Origin of the sequence: Alkalicella caledoniensis (genome assembly GCF_014467015.1) — a bacterium.
GTDB lineage: Bacteria > Bacillota > Proteinivoracia > Proteinivoracales > Proteinivoracaceae > Alkalicella > Alkalicella caledoniensis.
In genome coordinates this window covers 1,488,242-1,510,267 of sequence record NZ_CP058559.1, presented here as the reverse complement: position 1 = coordinate 1,510,267, position 22,026 = coordinate 1,488,242, and the positions used below count along the sequence as shown (strand labels likewise).

Below are 22,026 nucleotides of genomic sequence, written 5' to 3'. Positions count from 1 at the left end.
ATGGCTAAAAATACGTTTAGGGAAGATGAAAAACTCAAAGAAACGGTCAATATAAAGATAATTGGAAGGCTAGTGAAATATATTGCACCTTATAAAAAAGAGGTAATTAATACCTTGTTTTTGATGGCTGTAGTGGTCACTGTATCATTAGTTAATCCTTTGCTAATGAGGCTTGCCATAAATGAATATATCGCAAATGGCGATTTACAAGGCTTGGCAATTTTAGGTGTGGTCATGGCAGTGATAAATTTTGCTGCCATGTACTGTGCCAGATATCGGATTGTTATCATGTCTAGGGTTTCTAGTAAAATCCTTTTGAAAATTAGACAGGAACTTTTTATTCACATTCAAAAACTTTCCTTTTCATTTTTCGATTCAAGGCCTGTGGGGAAAATCCTGGCAAGAATTATAGGTGATGTAAACTCCCTAGGAGACCTGTTTACTAACAGTGTTACTACACTTATACCCGACGCTATTACGCTGGTAGCAGTTGCAGGTATTATGCTTTTTTTGAATTGGAAATTGGCTTTAATGGCATTGATTATGCTGCCATTTTTATCGCTAACACTGTTTCTAATTCAAATTACCTGTAGGCAAAGATGGCAAGATTACCGCAAGAAAAGGTCAAACTTGAGTGCATATATTCATGAAGATTATTCAGGTATCAGAGTGGTACAAAGTTTTACAAGGGAAAAGAAGACTGAGAGGACATTTGCTGACCTATCGAAAACACTTACAGGATCATTTATCTCTGCAGTAAAAGTGGCAGATGCTTTCTGGGCAGTTGTGGAACTATCATGGGGGATAGGATCAATAATTGTTTTTTGGTATGGGACTAGACTTCTTACAGCTGGAGAAATAGAAGTGGGAGATCTAGTTGCTTTCACAGGATATATTGCCATGTTTTGGCGTCCAATAATGAACCTAAGTAATTTTTATAATTTGTTAATTACAAACCTCTCGGGGGCGGAAAGAATCTTTGAGATAATGGATATTGCCCCTGATATCGTGGATGCTCAAAATGCAGATGAGCTACCTGAGATAGTAGGTGAAGTGAAGTTTAACCATGTTACCTTTGCCTATGAGGATGGGGAAGAGGTGCTTAAGAATGTTAACTTTCATATTAAGGCTGGTGAGACTATTGCTCTGGTCGGTCATACTGGGGCAGGTAAAACTACCATTGTAAATCTGATAAGCAGATTTTATGATACAACAAGAGGTCAAGTTCTCATAGATGGGTATGACCTAAAAGATGTTTCTGTTGAATCCCTTCGTAGCCAGATGGGTATCATGACCCAAGATACATTTATGTTTTCTGGAACCATTAAAGAAAATATTCGCTACGGTAAGTTAGATGCAACAGATGAAGAAGTGGTGAAAGCAGCTCAAGCTGTTAAAGCCCATGACTTTATAATTAAGTTAGAGAAGGGCTATGACACTGACGTAAATGAGCGTGGTTCTAGGCTTTCTGTTGGTCAAAGGCAGCTAATTGCGTTAGCTAGGGCCCTGCTGGCAGATCCAAGAATACTAATATTAGACGAAGCTACTTCCAGTATAGACACACAAACAGAAAAGAAAGTTCAAGAGGGTCTAAATGTACTCTTTGCTGGGAGAACATCCTTTGTTATTGCCCATAGACTATCAACAATTAGAAACGCAGATAGAATAATGGTAATTGACGAAGGAGAGATAAAAGAGGTTGGAAATCACCAACAGCTTCTAGCTAAAAAGGGTATGTATCATAAGCTTTATATGGCTCAGTATAGGTTCCTTAACGAAGGAGCATAATAACACTGTTAAAAAGTCTTAGTTAATTCAAAACCCCAGCCTCCTCACGTATTGAATATACGTTTTGGGAGCTGGGGTTTTATGTATTTTCATAAAGATGGGGATGAAGGGGCTCCCCCTCGGGTTTAAAGAGGGTGCTCTTGGAAAAACATTGCTTTTAACCTCATTTTCAACTATCATAATAATAAGAAAAAAAGGGGGTATCTACATGAGAATACTTGTGGCATCTGATTCTTTTAAGGGGAGTTTGTCATCCATAGATGTGTGTAAGGCTGTTTCAGAGGGAATAAAAGAAGTGATACCTAATTGTGAGGTTGTGATGCTACCTATAGCTGATGGGGGAGAGGGTACCTTAGAAGCCATGAGTTATGCTACAGGAGGGAGATTAGTTGAAGCCATATGCACTAATCCAGTAGGTGAAAGGATCTCAGGCCATTACTCAATTTCAGGTGATGGCAAAACTGCTGTAATAGAGATGGCTAAGGCGGCTGGTCTTTACTTAATAAATAGGGAACAAAGAAATCCATACTACACAACAACCTTTGGTGTGGGTGAGCTAATAATTCATGCCCTAGATAAAGGCTGTAGAAATTTTATAGTGGGAATTGGTGGAAGTGCCACAAATGATGGAGGAGTAGGTATGCTTCAGGCCCTTGGTTTTAGTTTTCTTGATAAGGCTAGAAATGAGATAGACACAGGTGGACTTGCCTTAGGTAAAATAGATAGCATTGACCCATCTAATAGGGATAAAAGGCTAGATGAGTGCACTTTCAAAATAGCTTGCGATGTTGACAACACTCTATGCGGACCTAAAGGGGCATCATATATTTTTGGACCTCAAAAAGGAGCAACACCACAGATGGTTAAAGAATTGGATTCTACCCTTAAACATTATGCCAATGTAATACATAGGGATTTAGGAGTAAAGGTCTTAGATATAAAAGGTGGAGGAGCTGCAGGGGGTTTAGGGACAGCTTTTGTAGGTTTTTTGAATGCTGAACTAGTATCTGGTGTGGATTTAATTCTCGATAGTTTAAAATTCTCCGAAAAGCTAGAAGGAATTGACTTAGTAATTACGGGGGAGGGGCAAATAGACGATCAAACTGCCCATGGTAAAGTGCCAATGGGTGTGGCAAAACGAGCTAAGGAGCAAAATATCCCTGTTGTTGCTATAGTTGGTTCTATTTCAGGAAACGTTGCAAGCCTTTATCAACTTGGCTTAAACGCAATATTTAGTGTTGTGAATAAACCTATGACCTTAGACCAAGCAATGAATAACGCATATGAACTAGTACAACAAACAGCTAAAAATGTTGTGGGGTTATTTAATACATAGTAAAAAGCCAAGTCATCTCAAGGAAGGTGACTTGGTTTTTTACTATGTAGGAAGATGAATCAAAACTTGAACTAGGTATTTTTTATATAGAGACCCTGCATTTTTTGTAGGTAATTAGTCCTGCCACCCCCAAACTATTAAAAACTATTTCGAATAAATAACTATATATAGTAGCTATTTATTCTCTTCATCACTAGCCCAATGTACTAGTGTATTATCACGTTAAATCAATTATAATATCTCTTAAATTACAAAGATATTGCAAATACTTAGAAGGGAGGAGAGGAATGTATCTATTAGTTTTAATATTAGGTATTGTAGCTGGATATTTCCTAAGCAAGATAACCAGCACAATATCAGATAGTATTTCTGTTGGTAAAAAAGGATTCAAGTTATCAATTATCATTGTTACAGCACTTTTATTTGTTATTTCTTATTTAAAATATGGAAGCAGTCTAATGTTCCTAAAAACAACTTTGTTTATGTCTTTATTAATAATAATTTCCTTCGTAGATATAAAACATCGTATTATTCCCGATAAGTTAGTCTTGGCTACTATTCTTTGGGGGCTAGTACTAGTATTTATCGGTGATGTTTCCCCTTTAAATGCAATTTTAGGGATGTTTACAGGAGGAACATTGCTATTATTATTGGCCATGGTGCCAAATGCATTGGGTGGCGGAGATGTTAAAATGATGTTTGCAGTGGGAATATTTCTAGGGGTAACTAAAACTGTATATGCTATAATTTTTGCTTTTATGGTGGCAGCTATTATAAGTACAATACTACTTCTATTAAGATTAAAATCAAGAAAAGATCATATACCCTTTGGTCCTTTTTTAGCCATTGGGAGCTTAATTGCTTATCTTGCTGTATAAATATAGAAACTAAGCTAAGTGAAGGTGATAAAATGAAAAATACTGACTTAGACCTTCGTGCCATCAACGATATAATTAGAAAAATAACAGAGGAAATAGGTTCTAGTAGAAATAGTATAGTTAATATAGTTGATAATATCAGGTCAGAGCAGGAAAGCCTAAAAAATGAGTTAAACGTTATAAAAGGGCAAATATTTGATACTATCAATGAAGTGGATCACCTTGAAAAATACGATAAGCAGATGCGACAGAGGCTCGCGGAGGTTTCAAAGAACTTTACTATTTACACTGAGAAGGATATAAAAGCAGCCTATGAAGAAGCTGAAAATACAAGAATAAGGTTCATAACCAAAAGAAATGAAGAAAAAGAACTTCTAAAGAGGAGATCAAGTGTTGAGCTGGCATTAAGGAAAGCTATGGAAAATATTAAAAACGCGGAGCAAGTTGTTAACCAAATAAGTATTGCCCTAAGATACCTTGAGGGGGATATACTTTCAGTGCTAGAAGACGCGGACAAAAACTCCGAAATGTTTTTAGGGATAAAGATTCTAGAAGCTCAAGAAAATGAGAGAAAGCGAATCGCACGGGATGTACATGATGGTCCAGCCCAGCATATGGCCAATACCATAATGAAAGTAGATATATGTAAGATGGTAATACAAAAGGACCTGGATAAGGGCCTCGGTGAGTTGGAAGATTTAAAAGAGAGTGTAAAGGTAGCACTAAAGGAAGTTCGAAACATTATTTTTGACTTGCGACCTATGACCCTAGATGATCTTGGCCTAAACGAAACAATCCAAGAAACAATAAAGTCTATTACCCATGAGACAAAAATAAAAGTGGATTTAAGGCTAAAGCCAATTCAAGTAGACATAGAACCAATAATTCAAGTGGCAGTTTATCGCATTGTTCAAGAAATTTTTAACAACATTAGGAAACACGCCATGGCCAAAAATGTTGAAGTTAAACTAGATTTTGGTACAAAGTATCTCATGCTAGTTGTTACAGATGATGGTGTAGGGTTTGATGTTGAAGGTACATTTAAAAAAGTAAAAACCAAGGGTACTTCCTATGGACTCATTGGGATATTAGATAGGGTCAACCAATTACAAGGAGAGATAAAGATAAAATCCTCAAATGGTAGCGGAACAAGCTACTCTGTTAAACTTCCTATAAATAGAGAGGTGATAAGGGATGAAAAAAGAGGTGATTAATGTTCTAATTGCCGATGATCACGACATAATTAGACAAGGGTTAAAGACAATAATAAGCTTTCAGGAAGGTCTTAATATATGTGGAGAAGCTGAAAACGGTGAGAAAGCTTTAGCGTTAGTGAAAGCAACATCTCCCGATGTTATTTTACTAGATATAAACATGCCAATGATAAGTGGTATTGAGGTACTACGAAATGTTAAGGATAAAACAGATATAAAAGTAATTATGCTGACCATTGAAAATGATAGGAAGACAATTCATACAGCCATTGATATTGGGGCTGATGGATATGTTTTAAAGGATACTGCAGGTACAGAGATAATAAATGCAATTAGGGCTGTTTCCGAAGGGGAAAAATATATAGATAAAACTTTGGTCTCCTTGCTTTTTTCTAACATACAGGGGAATGGTAAAAAAAGTAATGGGACCTTTGAAAATCTTACAAAAAGAGAAATGGAAGTTCTGTGCAATATATCAAAGGGACTAAGTAACAAGGAAATAGGAAGTAAGTTGTTTCTTACAGAAAAAACCGTTAAGAACTATGCCACCAGCCTTTTTAGAAAAATAAATGTTGATGATCGGGTTCAGGCAACCATATTCGCCCTAGAGAACAATATAGAAGAATACAAAAGAAACCAATAGATAGGCAAGGACTTAGGTCCTTGCCTTTTTTATGACCATATACCTTGGCATATATGACCATTGCTATCTGCCCAAATACAGCAAAAGGCAATATAATGAAATTACAAAAAACAACTAAGGGGGATTTTAAAATGATGATGACTATCGTAAACTACTTTTTATCAAAGGTAAGGGAAGAAAAAGGACAAGGTATGGTTGAGTATGCACTTATTATCGGACTAGTTTCAATAGTAGCCATGGGAATACTATTTACTTTAGGTGGAACAATCGGAGATGTATTTAGCGATATAGTAGCCCGCCTAGGTGGAACAGTAGAGTAAACTTCAAAGTTCTAAAAGGAGAGGATGCTATGTATAACATCCTACGTAAAAAGCTTCTGCCTAAACTGAAGGAAAAAGCTGGACAAGGCATGGTAGAATACTCACTCATGATAGGGTTAGTTGCACTGGTGGTATTCGGGATTCTGTCAGCGCTAGGGCCAACTTTAGCCCTTAAGATTCAAGAAGCTGTAGAAGCATTTAATTTTTAAGAGTTAACCATATTAAATCAAAAATGCTCTAATCGAGGACCATGGATTAGAGCATTTTTGGATAATAAGGAAAAACATGGATGATATGGTAGGGAGAGGATCAATTTGAAACTACTAAAAAACCAAAAAGGGCAATCGTTGGTGGAGTTTGCAATAATACTACCATTGATTTTGCTAATAGTTATGGGGATAGCCCAGTTCGGTATGATGTTTAGTTCATTTCTAGCAGTTCAAAATGCCACTAGGGAAGGTGCAAGACTGGGGATTGTTGGAGGCACCAATGTAGAAATAAAAGATAGAATTTTGAGTACTTCTCCTAATCTAAAGGAGAGCAACTTAACTATACATGTTACACCAAGTCAAGAAACAAGAAAGTCCGGGGACCCTCTAACAGTACAAATAGTTTATAATTATCCTCTTACTGTACCAATTATAAATAAAATGTTCGGAAATGCAATCCAACTTAATGCACAGACCTCAATGAGAATTGAATAGGGGTGGTTTATTATGTTTAAGTTCAGATTAGACAATAAAGGTAGTGCAGCTGTTTTATTATGCTTCGTTATTACTGGTTTACTTGGGTTCACTGCACTGGTAGTTGATGTGGGATCTGCATACTCAGAACGCACAAAGCTGTCAAATGCTTTAGATTCTGCAGCCCTTGCTGCATCCCTTGAGATTCATAACGGTGAGGAAAAAGTAAAAATGGTGGCACTGGAGTATCTAAAGAAAAACAATGTTGATCCAGAGGAAGTACAAATAATCACTTCATCAAATAGTATAGAGATTAAAGGTTTAAGGAATGTGGAGCATTTCTTTGCACCGATAATTGGTATAGATGATAGCGATGTTACCGCAAATACAAAGGCTATAATAGGACCTGTAGGGGCAGTACGTGGGGGAGTTAGACCATTTGCAGTAGAAATATTCGATTATGTATATGGAGACCAAATAATACTGAAAGCTGATGCGGGCTCTGGCTATAAGGGTAATTATAAAGCCATCGCACTAGGTGGCACAGGGGCTAATAACTTTAAGGAAAATGCCCTTTTTGGCTTTACAAAAACCTTATCAGTAGGTGACTGGATACCAACTGAAACAGGAAATATGGCAGGTGCAACAAACGATATAAAAAATTATATAAATTCTGAGGTAAGTAGTTTTGATGATTTTGAAAGAGATACCATAAGGTTATGGACTATACCACTGGTTAACACCATGGAAGTTAATGGTAGAGGTGAAATACAGGTTGTGGGATTTGGACAATTCTATGTGGAGGATGTACATAATAAAGGTGGAAAAGTAGAAATTACAGGACGTTTTATAAGATATGTAACAAATGGAATTATAGATATGGATGCGCCTGATACAGGCACTTATGCTGTAAAACTCTCAAAATAAGGGGTGTTACCATGAAAGGTACCGTAAGAAAACTAATACTGATTTCGTTTATTTTAGCAATACTAGCTGCAGGGGCAATATATATGTATTTACAATCGTTTAGTGCACCCTCTAACAGTGAAAACATGAGGAAGGTATATGTGGCCACTGAAACAATACCTCCAAGGACCCGAGTTGATAGGGCCATGTTAAAAGAAATACATGTTCCTGATGAGTCTATACTAAATCAATACATATCAGACTCTGAAGCCATAGTTGGGAAATATACAAAAGAAACCATCTTTGTTAACGAGGGTTTCCTAAGTTCTAAACTTATTGATAAACATCAGGGAGACATGAGCTTTAGGATTCCCCCAGGACATAGGGCGGTCTCTATTAACCTAACAGGAAGTTCAGGGGTTTCGTATCTATTAAAGCCTTTAGACAACGTGGATGTTATTGTATTTTTAAATCAGAGTATTGCAAACCAAGATGTGTCCAAAATACTATTGCAAAACCTCACAGTTTTAGCCGTTGACCAAATAGTTAACAGGGATGAGAGTAAAAATGTGGACAATATTCCAGGGAATTTTCTTGTTACCTTGTCAGTGCCTAATAAGGACGTGGAAAAACTGGTACTAGCTGAAAATATAGGGAACTTGAAATTATCTTTACGTCCTGTGGACGAGAATAGTAATAGCCCATCTAAAGTTACAAACTGGAGGGATTTAACTTCACAATCAGGGAATAGCATTGTAGAGGATGACGAATAGAAGATCGTTGGGGGAGAGTGTCTAGCTATGGACAAAATTAAGGTGTTAATTGCTGATGATACTAAGGAAACAGTAGATTTAGTTAGAAAGGTTTTAAATATTGAACAAGACAGTTTCGAGATTGTTGGGGAGGCAGCAAATGGTGAGGAAGTGTTGGATTTAATTCCAACTTCAAAACCTGACATCATACTTATGGACATAAACATGCCCCTTCTAAATGGCTTAGAAGCAACGGAGAAAATAACCAATGATTTCCCAGGTATTTCTGTTGTAATTATGTCAGTGCAAGGGGAGAATGAGTATCTCAGAAAGGCTATGCTTTGTGGCGCAAAAGAGTATATTGTTAAACCTTTTAACTACAATACCTTGCTGGAAACAATAAAGACTACATATGAGAAAAATAAAGAGATAAGGGAAGTGGAGTTGAGGCAACTTACTGAAGCTGAAAACATACAATTGGACATCCATCTATGTAATGGTAATGGCCATGAAGAGGAAGAAACAGTGGAAAACTATGATAAATCTTATGACTTAGTGAACCCAGGTGAAATAGAGGAAACTGATTCTTCCCCAAACCCTTACAATAAAGGGATAAGTAACTATATCGGTAGAGGCTTTCGAGCAGTTTCTATAAGTATTTATGGGGGATCAGGAGTATCGAATCTAGTAAGTTCAGGGGAATTTGTAGATGTGATTATGTATCTGCCTAGTGATATTGAAGGAAGCACATCGGTATATGGAGTTACAAAAACAATATTGCAAAATGTTAAAGTACTAGGAATAGATAAAGAGTTTACCAACATCTTTGTTACTTTATCTGTACCTTCCAATGAAGTTGAAAAAATTGTACTAGCTGAAAACATAGGTAGGCTCAAACTAGTTATAAGACATAAAAATGATATCAACAAAACTAAGTCAAATATTACTGGCATTGAAGAATTGACTGAAGGTCACAGACCAAGTGTTAACCTTTAATTGAAATGACCCAACTTTAGTATCTATCCAACTGGGGGAGTGAGGCTATGCAACGAATAAAAGTGTTAATTGCAGATGATATGAAAGAAACCGTTGACTTAATAAGAAAAGTATTGAATATAGAGCAAGAAAACTTTGAGATTGTCGGTGAAGCCTATAATGGTGAAGAAGTACTTAAGCTCATACCTAGACTAAAGCCAGATGTGGTCTTAATGGATATTAACATGCCAAAACTTAATGGCTTAGAGGCCACTGAAAAGATAACCACCGAATTCCCCACAGTTACAGTTATCATAATGTCAGTTCAAGGGGAAAATGAGTACCTTAGAAAAGCAATGCTTTGCGGAGCAAAGGAGTATATAGTTAAACCCTTTAATTATAATGCTTTGCTAGAGACAATTAAAGTGACATTTGAGAAAAATAAGGCAAGAAGTGTAAACCTAGTCACAACCCTTGATGAGGCAAAAAATGCTAAGATAATAACTTATTTTAGCTCCAAAGGTGGAGTTGGTAAATCTGTGTTAGCATTAAATAGTGCTATTACACTTAGCAAGTATGATGAGAAAAAGGTTTTACTTATGGATATGGATTTGCAATTCGGAGATATATCAATGATGGTAAATAAATATAATGCCAAAACAATTCTCGACGTTATAGATGATGGTCAAGTAGAATCTTTTGAGAACATAAAGCCTTACCTTTATGGACACAACAAAAACCTTGATATTTTATTTGCCCCTAGCAAACCTGAAGCTGTTGAATTTATTGGTTTAGGGAGCATCGAGAAAATTTTAAAAGTATTTCAGGAAAGTTATGATTATATAATTATTGATACAGGTATAAATTTTAGCGAAACAACCCTTCATATATTAGATAACTCTGAAAGAATTCTCTTTGTATCAACAATGGAAATCGTTTCCCTTAAAAACACAAAGCTTGGTTTGCAGGTAATGGAATCCCTTGGATACGACAAAGATAAGGTTAAGCTTATTATAAACAAATTCACAACAAGCTATGGTATTGATAAAAAAGATGTTCAGGAAGCTTTCAAACACGAAATTTTTGCAATGATACCCCATGAAGAAAATATTGTAACTCCTTCTATAAATAAAGGGGAACCTTATTCAGATAACCCAAAACATCAGAAATTAAAAGTTTGGAAAAGCTTAGATACCATGTGCAAACAGCTTAATTATTAACAACAATGGTGAAAAAGAGGTGGAGTTATGTCTTTAATAAAAAGATTAGAAGAAATAAATGTAGATAAAAAAATACTTAAACCTAGTGAAAAAGGGCCTGACCCATACTCTGACCTAAAAATGCGCATTCAAAACAGAGTTATTGATGAACTTGATTTTGACTTTAATGAAATTACTGAGCAAAATGATGAGTTTAAGCAACAGATGAATTTCATCCTTGCTAAGCATATAGAACAAGAATCACTAAATATGACCAATAATCAAAAAAAGAAAATAAAGGAAGAATTGCTAGATGAAATCGTTGGATTCGGACCAATTACTAGCCTTTTAGCAGACGAGAAAGTATCGGAAATTATGGTAAATGGCCCAGAACAGATTTATGTTGAACGGGAAGGTAAACTTACACTGTCAGACGCGAAATTTAAGAACAATAATCATGTACTACATGTTATTAAAAAAATAGTAGCTCCCATAGGGAGAAGGATAGATGAGAGTTCCCCCATGGTGGATGCAAGGCTCCCCAATGGATCGAGGGTTAATGCAATAATAGCTCCCTTAGCCATAGATGGGCCGTCCATTACCATCAGGAAGTTTGCTGAGGACCCATTTAGGGTCGATGACCTAGTGAATTTCGGAACCATGAATTTAAAAATGGCAGAACTCTTAAGGGCATGTGTGGAGGGTAGGCTAAATATAGTCGTTTCCGGTGGTACAGGCAGTGGTAAAACAACTACACTAAATGTATTATCTTCGTTTATACCCAATGATGAGCGAATAGTAACCATTGAAGATGCTGCAGAGCTTCAGCTATCCCAAGAACATGTTGTAAGACTAGAAACAAGGCCACCCAATCTAGAGGGGAGAGGTGAAGTTTCCATTAGGGATTTAGTTAAAAACAGTCTAAGGATGCGCCCAGATAGAATAATCGTAGGAGAGGTTCGTTCTGGGGAAGCGTTAGACATGTTACAGGCCATGAACACAGGCCATGATGGATCACTTACAACAGGCCATGCCAACACACCGAGGGATATGCTCTCAAGGCTTGAAACAATGGTGCTGATGTCTGGCATGAACCTTCCCATAAAGGCCATCAGGGACCAAGTAGCATCGGCACTAGACTTAATTGTTCAGCAGTCAAGATTACAAGATGGGAGCAGGAGGATAACACATATAACTGAGGTTCAGGGTATGGAAGGCGACGTTATTATACTACAAGACATATTCAGATTTGAGCAAAATGGTATAGACAATAAAGGGAAAGTTAAAGGGGAGTTCGTCTCAACAGGTATTATGCCGAAGTTTGTTCCAAAACTAAAAGAGCAAGGGATTACAGTATTATCAGAAATTTTTAGCTAAAAAACAAAAAGTGGGTGATGAAAATGGAAATAATTTACGTAATACCACTTCTTATTTTTCTGTTTATTTGGGCATTGTTTAGTGCAATCATTATTACTGTTTTCGGTAAGAAAAAAGCCATTGATAAGCTTAAATATTTCGATGAGGATTATAACATCCAAGAAACTATAGAGAAATCTAAAAAGAAAAAAAAACAGAGTCTGAAATTTTTATCAGGTCTAGTTCCCAGTACCATTGATAACAAGAAAAATAAAAAGCTTGAACTAGAGCTGATGAGGGCAGACTTACCCATTACTGTATCTGAAATGGTTGTTATTAGGGTAATATCTTCAGTAGTCTTAGGGGCACTGAGTTTTATTTTGTCCCAAACCTTTATATTTGCAATTGTTGTATTTATAGCCACATGGAGTGTGCCAAATTATATAATAGCCTCTAAAAAGAAGGAAAGAGTAAAGGAATTCGACAATCAACTGAATGATGGACTTACTATCATTTCTAATTCCCTTAAGGCAGGTTACTCTTTTTTACAAGCAGTGGCAGTGGTAACAGAGGAGATGCCGGATCCGTTTTCTAAGGAGTTTAAAAAGTTGCTTAAAGAAATGAGTCTTGGACTTTCAGAGGAAGAGTCATTTAAAAACTTGACAAATAGAATGGAGTCCGAAGACTTAAAGCTTATTATAAATGCCATTGTAATACAAAAAGATGTGGGAGGTAATTTGTCTGAGATTTTGGATAACATCTCAGAAACCATAAGAGACAGGCAGAAAATTAAAAATGAGCTTAGAACATTAACCGCTCAAGGTAAATTGTCAGGGGGAATTGTAGCAGCTCTACCTATATTTTTAGGACTAGTAATTTTCTTGTTAAACAGAGAATATGTAACAATGCTTTTTACAACAAGTATAGGATTATTTATGGTAGTTGCTTCGGTAATCAGTGAAATGCTGGGCTTTTGGATGATTAGAAAGATAGTAGATATTAAGATGTAAAGGAGGGATTTCTTTGGTAACATTTGCTGTTTTATGTATTTTTTTAGCTATCTTTATGTTAATCTATGGTACTTTAATCATCCTTTATGGTGATAAAATAAGCATGGGCATAAGGATTCAACAAATTAGTGAAATACATAGTGGTGAGCAAGGTTCAGAGGACAAAGAGGACTCTTTTTCTGAAAGGCTTTTGAAACCCCTTTATTTTGCATTCATTGCTTTGATCGTTAAAGCTACACCAAGTAGTAATCTTTTAACACTTAATAAACGCTTAGATAAGGCAGGCTTGATAAAAAATAACAACAAGGATAAGTGGTTGTACACAAAGGGAATGGTTACCTTATTTTCACCCATGATTACGGCATTTCTAGTTTATAGTATTGAACCTAATTTATTGAAGAGTTTGTTCATTTCAGTTCTTGTAATGGCACTTGCCAGTGTAACATTCAACTTCTATATCTCTAGAAAAATTGAAGTGAGAAAAGAGAACATACTAAGGGACCTACCATATAATTTAGATTTGATAACAGTTAGTGTAGAGGCAGGACTCTCCTTCGATGGTGCCATGGCAAGGGTAGTCAGTACAGTTACTGGTGACCTCTGTGATGAATTTTCAAAGACTCTAAAAGAGATAAAAATGGGTATTCAAAGGAAGATTGCTCTAAAGAATATGAGTGAACGTTGTGATTGTGAAGAATTAACCCTTTTTATAAATTCTATTATACAAGCTGATGACCTTGGTGTAAGTATGGGTAAAGTCCTTAGAATAGAAGCAGCGAACCTGAGGGAAAAAAGAAAACAAATGGCTAGGGAAAAGGCCATGAAAGCCCCTGTGAAAATGTTGTTTCCATTGGTGTTTTTTATTTTCCCTGCAATTTTTATAATTGTTTTGGGGCCTGCGGTTATAAGCATCATAGACACTTTTGTAGGTGGCCTGTAGATGGTCAATAAACTCTTTTATGAATCAGAGGAAATAGGGAATGTTCATCTAACAAACACATTTGCTAAAAGATTTATGGGGTATATGTTTCAAAATCAGCCTCACCACGACACTTTACTATTTCAACCCTGTGATAGTATCCATACTTTCTTTATGAAATTTAACATAGATGTTCTTTTTATGGATGGAAATATGAAAATACTAAAGAAAATAGAAAATTTGTCTCCGAGAAAAATAGTGCTCCCTGTAAAAGGATGTAAGATTGTAGTTGAGGGAAAGGCCGGTATTTTTAAAAATTGTGAAGTGGGAGGCTTAATTAGCCTCTCAAAATAATGAAACCACCTAAAAAAGGTGGTTTTTCTAATTTAAGGTATGTTAAAATTGGGTTATACTAGAATATGATGCGCAGAGCTATACTACTATCTAAGGGAGATGAACCCATGACCTATTCCGAAATTGATGAAATTGTAAGGGGCCTATTGCTAAACTCGTCACTCATATTTTTGCCTCTTTTTATATATGAGAGCCTAGTCCTAGATAGAAAGGGTTATCGATCATTAAAAATAACTCATATTGAACTTAGTTTGCTAGTATCCATATCAATAATATTGGCAATGACTTTTCCTATCCCTTTATTTGATGGACATATTTTTGATCTAAGGTTAATCCCCATGTTAATCGCTGGCTTCTATGGTGGGAAAATGTCTATATTTGTAAGTTTTACTGTTATGTTTATATACCGCTTATACCTATCAGGGGATGGGCTTTATACTATGCTCGCTGTATACACATTCGTTGTACTTATATCGTTATACATATCGCCTAAGTTTAAAGATTATCATAGAAAGCAAAAAAAATTGATAGCTTTTTATATATCTTCAGTGGCCCTTATTATAATGTTTTTATCAACCTATTTAGTTAACATGAACAAGGCTGACTTCTCCATCACGGGTTTAATAAATTTTTTTGTAATATATTATATTTCCACTGTGATAGCTCTATATATGGCCATAGGGCTAATGGAAGGTTTTATTGAAAAAAATGATATGAGGACCGAATTACAAAGATCAGAAAGACTTAACTCAGTGGGAGAGCTAGGGGCATCCTTGGCTCATGAAGTAAGAAATCCTCTAACAGCTGCTAAGGGGTTCATTCAGCTTCTAAGTTTGTATCCCAACTTAGAATCAAATAAGCAAAAAGAATACTTAGAAACTGCTGTAAACGAAATAGATAGGGCCGAGCAAGTAATAAGCGACTTCTTATCTATGGCAAAACCGTATATAGAAAAAGAAGAAGTAATAAACGTGTCTCTCCTTATGGATTCAATACGTAATATAATGTCTTCTTATGCCTTGATGAAAGGTATAACAATTGAAAAAAACCTTGATTTCGGTTGTTATCTATACACAGATAAAAATAAGCTCACCCAAGTTCTCGTAAATATAGTGAAAAATGGTATAGAAGCAACGGAGTCTGGAGGTAAAATTACACTAAAAAATTACAAGGATAATAAGAACCTAATTATAGAAATAACTGATACTGGCATAGGGATGACTAAGGAAGAAATATCCCGACTTGGAACACCTTTTTATTCTTTAAAAAGCCAAGGGACTGGCCTAGGTCTAATGAAAAGCTATAGATTCATTGAGGTAATTGGAGGAAAAATTAGAATTAGTAGTGAAAAGGGAAAAGGGACTACATTTACAATAAAAATTCCCCACGGGGGAAAGTAACTAATATTAGCAAAGGATTTGGTTATAATTCCATAGTGCGGCTTTAGAAGTTTTAGTAGAGGTGGGGTGAGTTAATGGGATCAAATAAGAATGATCTATTAAAGATTATAGCCATTATAACAATGCTTATAGACCATATAGGATTTGTTTTTTTCCCCCATGCCATTATTTTCAGAATAATTGGTCGCATTTCTTTTCCTATCTTTGCTTATCAAATAGCTATAGGCTGTAGGTATACATCAAGTATAAGAAAATACGCTACACGTTTAGGAATTTTTGCAGCTATCTCGCAAATTCCTTATATGCTTATATTTCCCACTGGTTTCAATATTTTCTTTAATCTTGTAGTGGCAGTATTTGTAATAGATTTTTATGAAAGACGAAAAATAGTAGCTCTAGTGGGTTTACTTGCATATGTTTTTATAATTGAGTACGCCATAAACTTTGGCTATGGAATATACGGAGTTGTGATGTCTTTAATATTTTACAAATACAAGGAATCAAAGGAAAGTATAGTTAACTGGTTTTTATTAATAACATTAATCTACTGTCTGTATTACAATACACCTGTTCAGTTTTTCTCCATTTTGGCAGTTCCAATCATACTTTATGAATGGAAGATTAAAATATTACTAAACCGTTGGTGGTTTTACGTATTCTATCCTGTACACTTAATTATCCTATTTGTCATAGATAGGATAATATTGTAAAATACAGATTAAAAGGGGTAAGGAGGAGTAAAGATAGATGAAGTTATCAAAGAATATGCTATTAGTTAACACTTCAATAATTGTATTATCTATATCCCTACTATTGGCATTTCGATTAATTGATCGTTCTTTTCCAGATGTACATGTATTAGCATACCCAACAGTGGGCGGAGTTGTTCAAGGTGAACAGTTAGAGGGACAAGTTGTTGTTACCGCTGAAGCAAATAAAGGATATAGATTTCTTGGATGGGTACAAAATGGACAAGTAGTCAGTGAAAAAGCTACATTCTCTTTCAAGCCTTCCAATGAGCAAACCATTACAGCTAATTTCCAAAAGTATATGGCTGAAATAAAATTGGTTGCCTCAGAGAATCTCGGTGGGCAAGTGTATGGAGAAGGTGAGTTTGATTTTGACGAAGAGATAACAGTAATAGCTGAGCCAAAATTCGGGTATGTATTTGAAGGTTGGATTAAAGATGGAAATATTGTAAGTGAACATTTAGATTATTCTTTTGTAGTAAAAGACGACGCCCTACTTGAGGCGAGGTTTAAGCTAGACTTAAAAAGTCAGACCCTTAGGATTAGTGATGGTGATTACTTTCTAGCCCTGGTAAACAAAGATACATATCTAGGAAGGTATGCACCTACAGATTTAGTAAGTATTAATAAAGATATGTTGAAATATCCCCAGTGGAGATATGAGTTAAGGGAAGAAGCCTACACCAATTTGGAAAAGATGTGGAAATCTGCCAAGGAAGACGGTGTGGTTCTTTACATAGCATCTGCTTACCGAAGCTACGACACTCAATCACAGGTATTTAACGAAAATGTAAACAGACATGGGGAAATAGTAGCAAATCGTAGTAGTGCAAGACCCGGCGAATCTGAGCATCAGCTTGGGACAGCGGTGGATTTCGTTGCACATAAAAATGGGAGATTAATGGATTTTGAAGGAACCCCTGGAGCACTTTGGCTTATGGAAAATGCTCATAAATATGGGTTTATTATGAGCTACCCAAAAGGGAAAGAGGAAATCACTGGATATATTTACGAACCTTGGCACTATAGGTACATAGGTATGGATGCCGCACAAGAATGTAAAGAAGCAGGTTTGACCTTAGTTGAGTATCTTATGACGAAACCTCAGTTTTTTGAAAAACCTGCTGAATATGTTAACAATTAAATAGAGAAATATAAGGGAAAAAATAAAACTCAGTATCTCACAAATGATTTGACATTTATGAGATACTGAGTTTTTTATCTAATATCTAAACTATATTCTTGCTTTATCAAACTCATCTTGGATCTCTTTGGGAGGTTCATCAGTTAAAAGACTCACAACCACTATAGCAATTGCACATATGACGAAACCTGGAACTATTTCATAAAGATGCTTTCCTAGTCCAACTAAATCCCAAACTACTACTGTGACTGCTCCACTTACCATTCCTGAGAGTGCACCCCATTTATTCATGCGTTTCCAGAAAAGGGATAAAATGATAACGGGACCAAACGCAGCTCCGAACCCTGCCCATGCATAACTAACTAGATCTAAGACTGAACTGTCTTGATCAGTTGCAAGTAGCAATGCTATCAATGCTATAACACCAACGGCGATTCTGCCAATCCAAACTAATTCTTTTTGGGTAGCATTTTTTTTATAAATTGCCTTGTAGAAATCTTCAGCAACGGCACTTGATGAAACAAGAAGTTGAGAATCGATTGTACTCATAATCGCAGCAAGAATAGCCGCCAGTAGCACACCGGAAACCCATGGGTTAAACAAAACCTGGGTAAACATAATAAATACTTGTTCACCATCTGGAAGGGGTGAGTTTGCAAAGAAGGCTATCCCAGCAAATCCAGTAAAAATGGCTCCAAAAAGACCAAATACCATCCAGCCCATACCTATAAATCTTGCTAAAGGTATATCTTTCACTGATCTGACTGCCATGAAACGTGAAATTATATGTGGTTGACCAAAGTAACCTAAGCCCCATGCTAAAAGTGAAATTATACCAAGGGCAGTCATTCCCGTAAATGCATCCAGGTAAGAAGGATCGATTTCACCAATCGCATTTACTGTACTACCCCAACCACCTAAGTTAGTTATAGCAACAACAGGTATAATAATAAGGGCTAGAAACATCAAGATACCTTGAAAAAAATCTGTCCAACTAACTGCCAAGAAACCACCTAAAAATGTGTAGGATATGATAACGATTCCACCAATCCACAATGCTTGCATATAAGGAAGCCCAAAGGTGGCTTCAAAAAGCTTAGCTCCACCTACCATCCCAGAAGAGGTGTAGAAAGTAAAAAATAAGAGTATAACAACAGCAGATATAACTCTCAACACTTTAGATTCATCCCTGAACCTATTTTCCAAAAAGTCTGGTATGGTAATAGAATCATTTGATACTTCCGTATAGCTTCTTAATCTTGCTGCCACATAGTGCCAGTTTAGGAAAGCTCCCACGGTTAGACCTGCGGCAATCCATATCTGGTTCATACCCCCTAGGTACACTGCACCTGGTAGTCCTAATAATAGCCAGCTGCTCATATCTGAAGCACCAGCACTTAAAGCTGTTACCCCTGGGCCTAACTTTCTACCACCTAATACATAATCTGAAAGGTTATTGGTCATTCGGTATGCTATTAATCCTACCACTAACATACCAATTAAATAAACTATAAAAGTTGTCAATACAGCTCCACTCATATTACTCCTCCTTTTTTGTTAAATATGAAAATAAAGACAAAGCAACAGTACCGAGCATTGGCACTAATAGCCAAAACCAAGTAGCGCCAGTAAGTGAATATTCCACTAAACCACCTCCTATATCTCTTTAACTATTTAATATGCGAAATAAAATTAAAATATACCCACTTTCGTAAACGCTTTAATGTGTTAAAGTAAAAGATACACTAATGCTACTATTAATAGAATAATCTGTCAATAAGAAATATTAATTTATTTAAATTATCTTCCCTACAAACTTAATTAAAAATTGGAAACAAAAAAACCAGCAAAGAGGGACTAACCCCTTAGCTGGTTTTTTTGAAAAAAATTATCTACTCATTACTTTATGAGCATCTTTTAAATGCTGAATTATTGGTAAGTTCTGAGGACATGCCTCTTCGCAGATTCCGCACTCAACACAAAGGGAAGCATCAGACTTCCCTGCTATATTTTCGTAAAACTTTAAAGAAGATTTTTCCGTGTTGTAAAGATAAATACTGTTATATGAAGAGAAGATGTTTGGAATCATCACCTTTTGAGGACAGGGTACACAGTATTTACACTCAGTACAATGAACCTTTGTTTTACTTTTATAAACATCTCTAACCTGATTAACTAGATTTATTTCTTGGCTAGTCAATGAATTAGGTAAAGCTGTTTTAAATGTATTGATATTTTCTTGTAGTTCAGGGATATTACCCATACCGCTTAGCACAACAGCTACTTCTGGATGATTGCAAACCCACCTAAAAGCCCAGTCAGCAGGCTTTCTTTTAACTTCTGCTTGATCCCAAATAGATTGAACTTCTTCAGGAATATCCCTAACTAATTTTCCGCCCCTTAAGGGTTCCATAACAACGATTGAGATGCCTCTATCAGCAGCGTATCTCATTCCTTCAATCCCTGCTTGATACTCTTCATCCATGAAGTTTAGCTGAATTTGACACATATCCCAATCAAAGCTATCAACAATATCTTTAAATGTTTCAAGATTATCATGAAAAGAGAAGGATTTAGACTTGATTTTACCTTTAGCCATGGCTTCTTCGATGAAATCAAGCACCCCGAGGTCTTTAACTTTGTTCCAGGTAGTGGTGTTTAGCGCATGTAATAAGTAGAAATCCACATAATCGGTCTGAAGTTTTTCTAGCTGCTCGTCTAAAAGCTTTTCAAAATCTGCGTATTCATTTACAAGCCAAACAGGAAGTTTAGTAGCTAACTTTACTTTTTCCCTATAACCATCTTGAAGTGCTTTTCCAACAACTGGCTCGCTGTTACCACCATGGTAAGGGTAGGCAGTGTCGATGTAAGTAACACCGTTGTCAATGGCATATCGGATTAACTCTATAGCCTTTGCCTCGTCAATTTTAGAAGCATCTCTTTCCATATGATCAGGCTTGTTGTCATCCTCTAAGGGTAACCTCATACATCCCATTCCTAAAACAGAAGTCTCAAACCCAAGTTTCTTAAAAGGTCTATGTTGCATATGTAATCTCCACCTTTCTAGTATATATTTCCTATTATACACTATTATTTAGATAATCTAAATAGATGTAATTTGAGAACTTAGCCACGGATTTGAATCATCTAAAAACCTTAACCGCAGATCTACATGATCTAAATGATCTATAGATAATGATAAATTAAAAGCTTAGCCACAGATCTACATGATCCAAATGATCTATAGATATAATGATAAATTAAAAGCTTCGCCACAGATCTACATGATCTAAATGATTTATAGATATAATGATAAATTCAGAGGCTTAGCCACGGATTTACACTGATTTTCACGGATATAAAAGTTACAAAGAATTAGAAAGGAGTTTTTTAGTGGCTTTAGTAGTACAGTATTAAGGTTTAGGTTTAAATCTCGTATGCACTGTAGTCTTTGAATAGTGAAATATTGTGGTGAAGTTTTTGAGTTTTTATGACTAAAAACTCGCTGCAAAAGTTAAGCTTTTGAAGCGAGTTTTATGTCTCTATGTGCTATGTTTTATTTCACTAAATCATCTAAGGTTTTAAATACATATCCCTGTGATTTCAATTCATCAATTACTCTGCCCAAAGCTTCTGCATTATCCTTTGAAATAGAATGCAGTAGCATAATAGCTCCAGGGTGTACTCTCTTCATAATATTATCGTACGCATACTGGGCACCCTTTTGATTGTTCACATCCCAATCCATATAAGCAAAAGACCAAAAGACATTTGTATAGCCTAGCTCATTAGAAAGGGCCAAGGTGCGCTCACTGAAAATACCCCTTGGCGGTCTTAAGTACTTCATTTCTTCCACGCCGGTCATTTCAGTAAATTTAGCTTTAACACTATCTAACTCTTCCTTAAGGGTGGCATCATCAACCTCAACTAAACTTGGGTGATGCCAAGAATGATTACCTACAATATGCCCTTCCTTGACCATTCTATCAATAAGCTCAGCTTGAGTTTCTAAGTAATGACCAGTGACAAAAAAAGCTGCAGGCACTTGTTTTTCCTTAAGAACATCTAGTATTTGAGTTGTATAACCATTTTCATATCCATTATCAAAGGTTAAGTACAGTTCTTTCTCATCACTATTACCTATGAAATAACCACCATGATCATTAAGCATTTTCTCATAATGGGGCTCAGTTCTAGCTGGCTGATTATCCTTACTAGGCATGAAATACCAATCATAGGCTGTATTGTCATAAAATTTTTCTGCTAAAACTACACTGCAGCTAATTAAGATTATAACTAATAAGACTGGTATAAGTTTTTTAATATCCATCAAATCACTCCTTTTTCAAATAAATAGTAATATTCTTAACCACTACTCTTCACTATAAAAATACAAAAAA

Annotated in this window: 22 protein-coding genes; 19 read left to right on the top strand and 3 right to left on the bottom strand. The window is 35.9% G+C overall.

Translation table 11 applies throughout. From position 1 onward, the window contains the following. The 19 genes from HYG86_RS07335 to HYG86_RS07245 all read left to right on the top strand — a co-directional run bounded on the left by HYG86_RS07335 (window position 1) and on the right by HYG86_RS07245 (window position 17,626). Window positions 1-1,788 carry an ABC transporter ATP-binding protein gene (locus HYG86_RS07335; RefSeq protein ID WP_213168443.1) on the top strand — a complete coding sequence of 596 codons (1,788 nt, stop codon included), beginning with the start codon at window positions 1-3 and terminating at the stop codon, window positions 1,786-1,788. Window positions 1,789-1,996: 208 nt separating this feature from the next. Beyond that, on the top strand, window positions 1,997-3,124 hold the full coding sequence (locus tag HYG86_RS07330) for a glycerate kinase (protein ID WP_213168442.1): 1,128 nt from the start codon (window positions 1,997-1,999) through the stop codon (window positions 3,122-3,124). A gap of 287 nt (window positions 3,125-3,411) precedes the next feature. Beyond that, window positions 3,412-4,002, top strand: a complete 591-nt coding sequence (locus tag HYG86_RS07325) for a prepilin peptidase (RefSeq protein WP_213168441.1) — start codon at window positions 3,412-3,414, stop codon at window positions 4,000-4,002. 32 nt (window positions 4,003-4,034) lie between these two features. Further along, a complete protein-coding gene (locus HYG86_RS07320; RefSeq protein WP_213168439.1) occupies window positions 4,035-5,216 on the top strand; it encodes a sensor histidine kinase in 1,182 nt (393 codons plus the stop codon). Continuing rightward, window positions 5,197-5,859, top strand: coding sequence for a response regulator (locus tag HYG86_RS07315; RefSeq protein ID WP_213168437.1), 663 nt, complete (start codon window positions 5,197-5,199; stop codon window positions 5,857-5,859). The genes HYG86_RS07320 and HYG86_RS07315 overlap by 20 nt, the downstream gene beginning before the upstream one ends. A gap of 131 nt (window positions 5,860-5,990) precedes the next feature. After that, complete coding sequence (locus tag HYG86_RS07310; protein ID WP_246451918.1) at window positions 5,991-6,179, top strand: Flp family type IVb pilin; 189 nt, start codon at window positions 5,991-5,993, stop codon at window positions 6,177-6,179. 29 nt (window positions 6,180-6,208) lie between these two features. Next, window positions 6,209-6,388, top strand: a complete 180-nt coding sequence (locus HYG86_RS07305) for a Flp family type IVb pilin (RefSeq protein ID WP_213168435.1) — start codon at window positions 6,209-6,211, stop codon at window positions 6,386-6,388. Window positions 6,389-6,493: 105 nt separating this feature from the next. Beyond that, window positions 6,494-6,883, top strand: a complete 390-nt coding sequence (locus HYG86_RS07300; protein WP_246451917.1) for a TadE/TadG family type IV pilus assembly protein — start codon at window positions 6,494-6,496, stop codon at window positions 6,881-6,883. A 12-nt stretch (window positions 6,884-6,895) separates the two neighbouring features. Further along, window positions 6,896-7,789: a pilus assembly protein TadG-related protein gene (locus tag HYG86_RS07295; protein ID WP_213168433.1), complete on the top strand. Its 894-nt coding sequence runs from the start codon at window positions 6,896-6,898 to the stop codon at window positions 7,787-7,789. An 11-nt stretch (window positions 7,790-7,800) separates the two neighbouring features. Next, a complete protein-coding gene (gene cpaB / locus HYG86_RS07290; RefSeq protein ID WP_213168431.1) occupies window positions 7,801-8,541 on the top strand; it encodes a Flp pilus assembly protein CpaB in 741 nt (246 codons plus the stop codon). Window positions 8,542-8,568: 27 nt separating this feature from the next. Further along, the gene (cpaB, locus tag HYG86_RS07285) at window positions 8,569-9,516 is read left to right on the top strand and encodes a Flp pilus assembly protein CpaB (RefSeq protein ID WP_213168429.1); all 948 of its coding nucleotides are present in this window, start codon (window positions 8,569-8,571) and stop codon (window positions 9,514-9,516) included. 47 nt (window positions 9,517-9,563) lie between these two features. After that, a complete protein-coding gene (locus HYG86_RS07280) occupies window positions 9,564-10,715 on the top strand; it encodes a CpaE/TadZ family protein (RefSeq protein WP_213168427.1) in 1,152 nt (383 codons plus the stop codon). 27 nt (window positions 10,716-10,742) lie between these two features. Next, on the top strand, window positions 10,743-12,071 hold the full coding sequence (locus HYG86_RS07275) for a TadA family conjugal transfer-associated ATPase (RefSeq protein WP_213168425.1): 1,329 nt from the start codon (window positions 10,743-10,745) through the stop codon (window positions 12,069-12,071). A gap of 23 nt (window positions 12,072-12,094) precedes the next feature. Then, the gene (locus HYG86_RS07270) at window positions 12,095-13,060 is read left to right on the top strand and encodes a type II secretion system F family protein (protein ID WP_246451915.1); all 966 of its coding nucleotides are present in this window, start codon (window positions 12,095-12,097) and stop codon (window positions 13,058-13,060) included. A gap of 13 nt (window positions 13,061-13,073) precedes the next feature. Next, the gene (locus HYG86_RS07265) at window positions 13,074-14,000 is read left to right on the top strand and encodes a type II secretion system F family protein (protein WP_246451914.1); all 927 of its coding nucleotides are present in this window, start codon (window positions 13,074-13,076) and stop codon (window positions 13,998-14,000) included. After that, window positions 14,001-14,333 (top strand): DUF192 domain-containing protein, encoded by a 333-nt coding sequence (locus HYG86_RS07260; protein ID WP_213168423.1) that lies wholly within the window; start codon window positions 14,001-14,003, stop codon window positions 14,331-14,333. 107 nt (window positions 14,334-14,440) lie between these two features. Continuing rightward, window positions 14,441-15,733 (top strand): ATP-binding protein, encoded by a 1,293-nt coding sequence (locus HYG86_RS07255; RefSeq protein WP_213168421.1) that lies wholly within the window; start codon window positions 14,441-14,443, stop codon window positions 15,731-15,733. A 74-nt stretch (window positions 15,734-15,807) separates the two neighbouring features. Next, the gene (locus tag HYG86_RS07250; RefSeq protein ID WP_213168420.1) at window positions 15,808-16,443 is read left to right on the top strand and encodes a TraX family protein; all 636 of its coding nucleotides are present in this window, start codon (window positions 15,808-15,810) and stop codon (window positions 16,441-16,443) included. Window positions 16,444-16,480: 37 nt separating this feature from the next. After that, complete coding sequence (locus tag HYG86_RS07245; RefSeq protein WP_213168418.1) at window positions 16,481-17,626, top strand: D-alanyl-D-alanine carboxypeptidase family protein; 1,146 nt, start codon at window positions 16,481-16,483, stop codon at window positions 17,624-17,626. A gap of 90 nt (window positions 17,627-17,716) precedes the next feature. Here HYG86_RS07245 and putP read toward each other — a convergent pair whose 3' ends face one another. The 3 genes from putP to pdaA form a co-directional block, all read right to left on the bottom strand. Next, complete coding sequence (gene putP, locus HYG86_RS07240; protein WP_213168416.1) at window positions 17,717-19,165, bottom strand: sodium/proline symporter PutP; 1,449 nt, start codon at window positions 19,163-19,165, stop codon at window positions 17,717-17,719. Window positions 19,166-19,514: 349 nt separating this feature from the next. Next, window positions 19,515-20,672: an aldo/keto reductase gene (locus HYG86_RS07235; protein WP_213168414.1), complete on the bottom strand. Its 1,158-nt coding sequence runs from the start codon at window positions 20,670-20,672 to the stop codon at window positions 19,515-19,517. A gap of 510 nt (window positions 20,673-21,182) precedes the next feature. Beyond that, on the bottom strand, window positions 21,183-21,956 hold the full coding sequence (pdaA, locus tag HYG86_RS07230) for a delta-lactam-biosynthetic de-N-acetylase (protein WP_213168411.1): 774 nt from the start codon (window positions 21,954-21,956) through the stop codon (window positions 21,183-21,185). Window positions 21,957-22,026 lie beyond the last annotated feature (70 nt).

Bases quoted from the DNA above. Each gene is read 5' to 3' on its own strand.
- HYG86_RS07295 (WP_213168433.1), top strand. From the start codon at position 6,896: ATGTTTAAGTTCAGATTAGACAATAAAGGTAGTGCAGCTGTTTTATTA.
- HYG86_RS07275 (WP_213168425.1), top strand. From the start codon at position 10,743: ATGTCTTTAATAAAAAGATTAGAAGAAATAAATGTAGATAAAAAAATA.
- HYG86_RS07315 (WP_213168437.1), top strand. From the start codon at position 5,197: ATGAAAAAAGAGGTGATTAATGTTCTAATTGCCGATGATCACGACATA.
- HYG86_RS07320 (WP_213168439.1), top strand. From the start codon at position 4,035: ATGAAAAATACTGACTTAGACCTTCGTGCCATCAACGATATAATTAGA.
- HYG86_RS07260 (WP_213168423.1), top strand. From the start codon at position 14,001: ATGGTCAATAAACTCTTTTATGAATCAGAGGAAATAGGGAATGTTCAT.
- putP (WP_213168416.1), bottom strand. From the start codon at position 19,165: ATGAGTGGAGCTGTATTGACAACTTTTATAGTTTATTTAATTGGTATG.
- HYG86_RS07245 (WP_213168418.1), top strand. From the start codon at position 16,481: ATGAAGTTATCAAAGAATATGCTATTAGTTAACACTTCAATAATTGTA.
- HYG86_RS07235 (WP_213168414.1), bottom strand. From the start codon at position 20,672: ATGCAACATAGACCTTTTAAGAAACTTGGGTTTGAGACTTCTGTTTTA.
- HYG86_RS07280 (WP_213168427.1), top strand. From the start codon at position 9,564: ATGCAACGAATAAAAGTGTTAATTGCAGATGATATGAAAGAAACCGTT.
- HYG86_RS07325 (WP_213168441.1), top strand. From the start codon at position 3,412: ATGTATCTATTAGTTTTAATATTAGGTATTGTAGCTGGATATTTCCTA.
- cpaB (WP_213168431.1), top strand. From the start codon at position 7,801: ATGAAAGGTACCGTAAGAAAACTAATACTGATTTCGTTTATTTTAGCA.
- HYG86_RS07270 (WP_246451915.1), top strand. From the start codon at position 12,095: ATGGAAATAATTTACGTAATACCACTTCTTATTTTTCTGTTTATTTGG.
- cpaB (WP_213168429.1), top strand. From the start codon at position 8,569: ATGGACAAAATTAAGGTGTTAATTGCTGATGATACTAAGGAAACAGTA.
- pdaA (WP_213168411.1), bottom strand. From the start codon at position 21,956: ATGGATATTAAAAAACTTATACCAGTCTTATTAGTTATAATCTTAATT.
- HYG86_RS07250 (WP_213168420.1), top strand. From the start codon at position 15,808: ATGGGATCAAATAAGAATGATCTATTAAAGATTATAGCCATTATAACA.
- HYG86_RS07255 (WP_213168421.1), top strand. From the start codon at position 14,441: ATGACCTATTCCGAAATTGATGAAATTGTAAGGGGCCTATTGCTAAAC.
- HYG86_RS07310 (WP_246451918.1), top strand. From the start codon at position 5,991: ATGATGATGACTATCGTAAACTACTTTTTATCAAAGGTAAGGGAAGAA.
- HYG86_RS07330 (WP_213168442.1), top strand. From the start codon at position 1,997: ATGAGAATACTTGTGGCATCTGATTCTTTTAAGGGGAGTTTGTCATCC.
- HYG86_RS07305 (WP_213168435.1), top strand. From the start codon at position 6,209: ATGTATAACATCCTACGTAAAAAGCTTCTGCCTAAACTGAAGGAAAAA.
- HYG86_RS07335 (WP_213168443.1), top strand. From the start codon at position 1: ATGGCTAAAAATACGTTTAGGGAAGATGAAAAACTCAAAGAAACGGTC.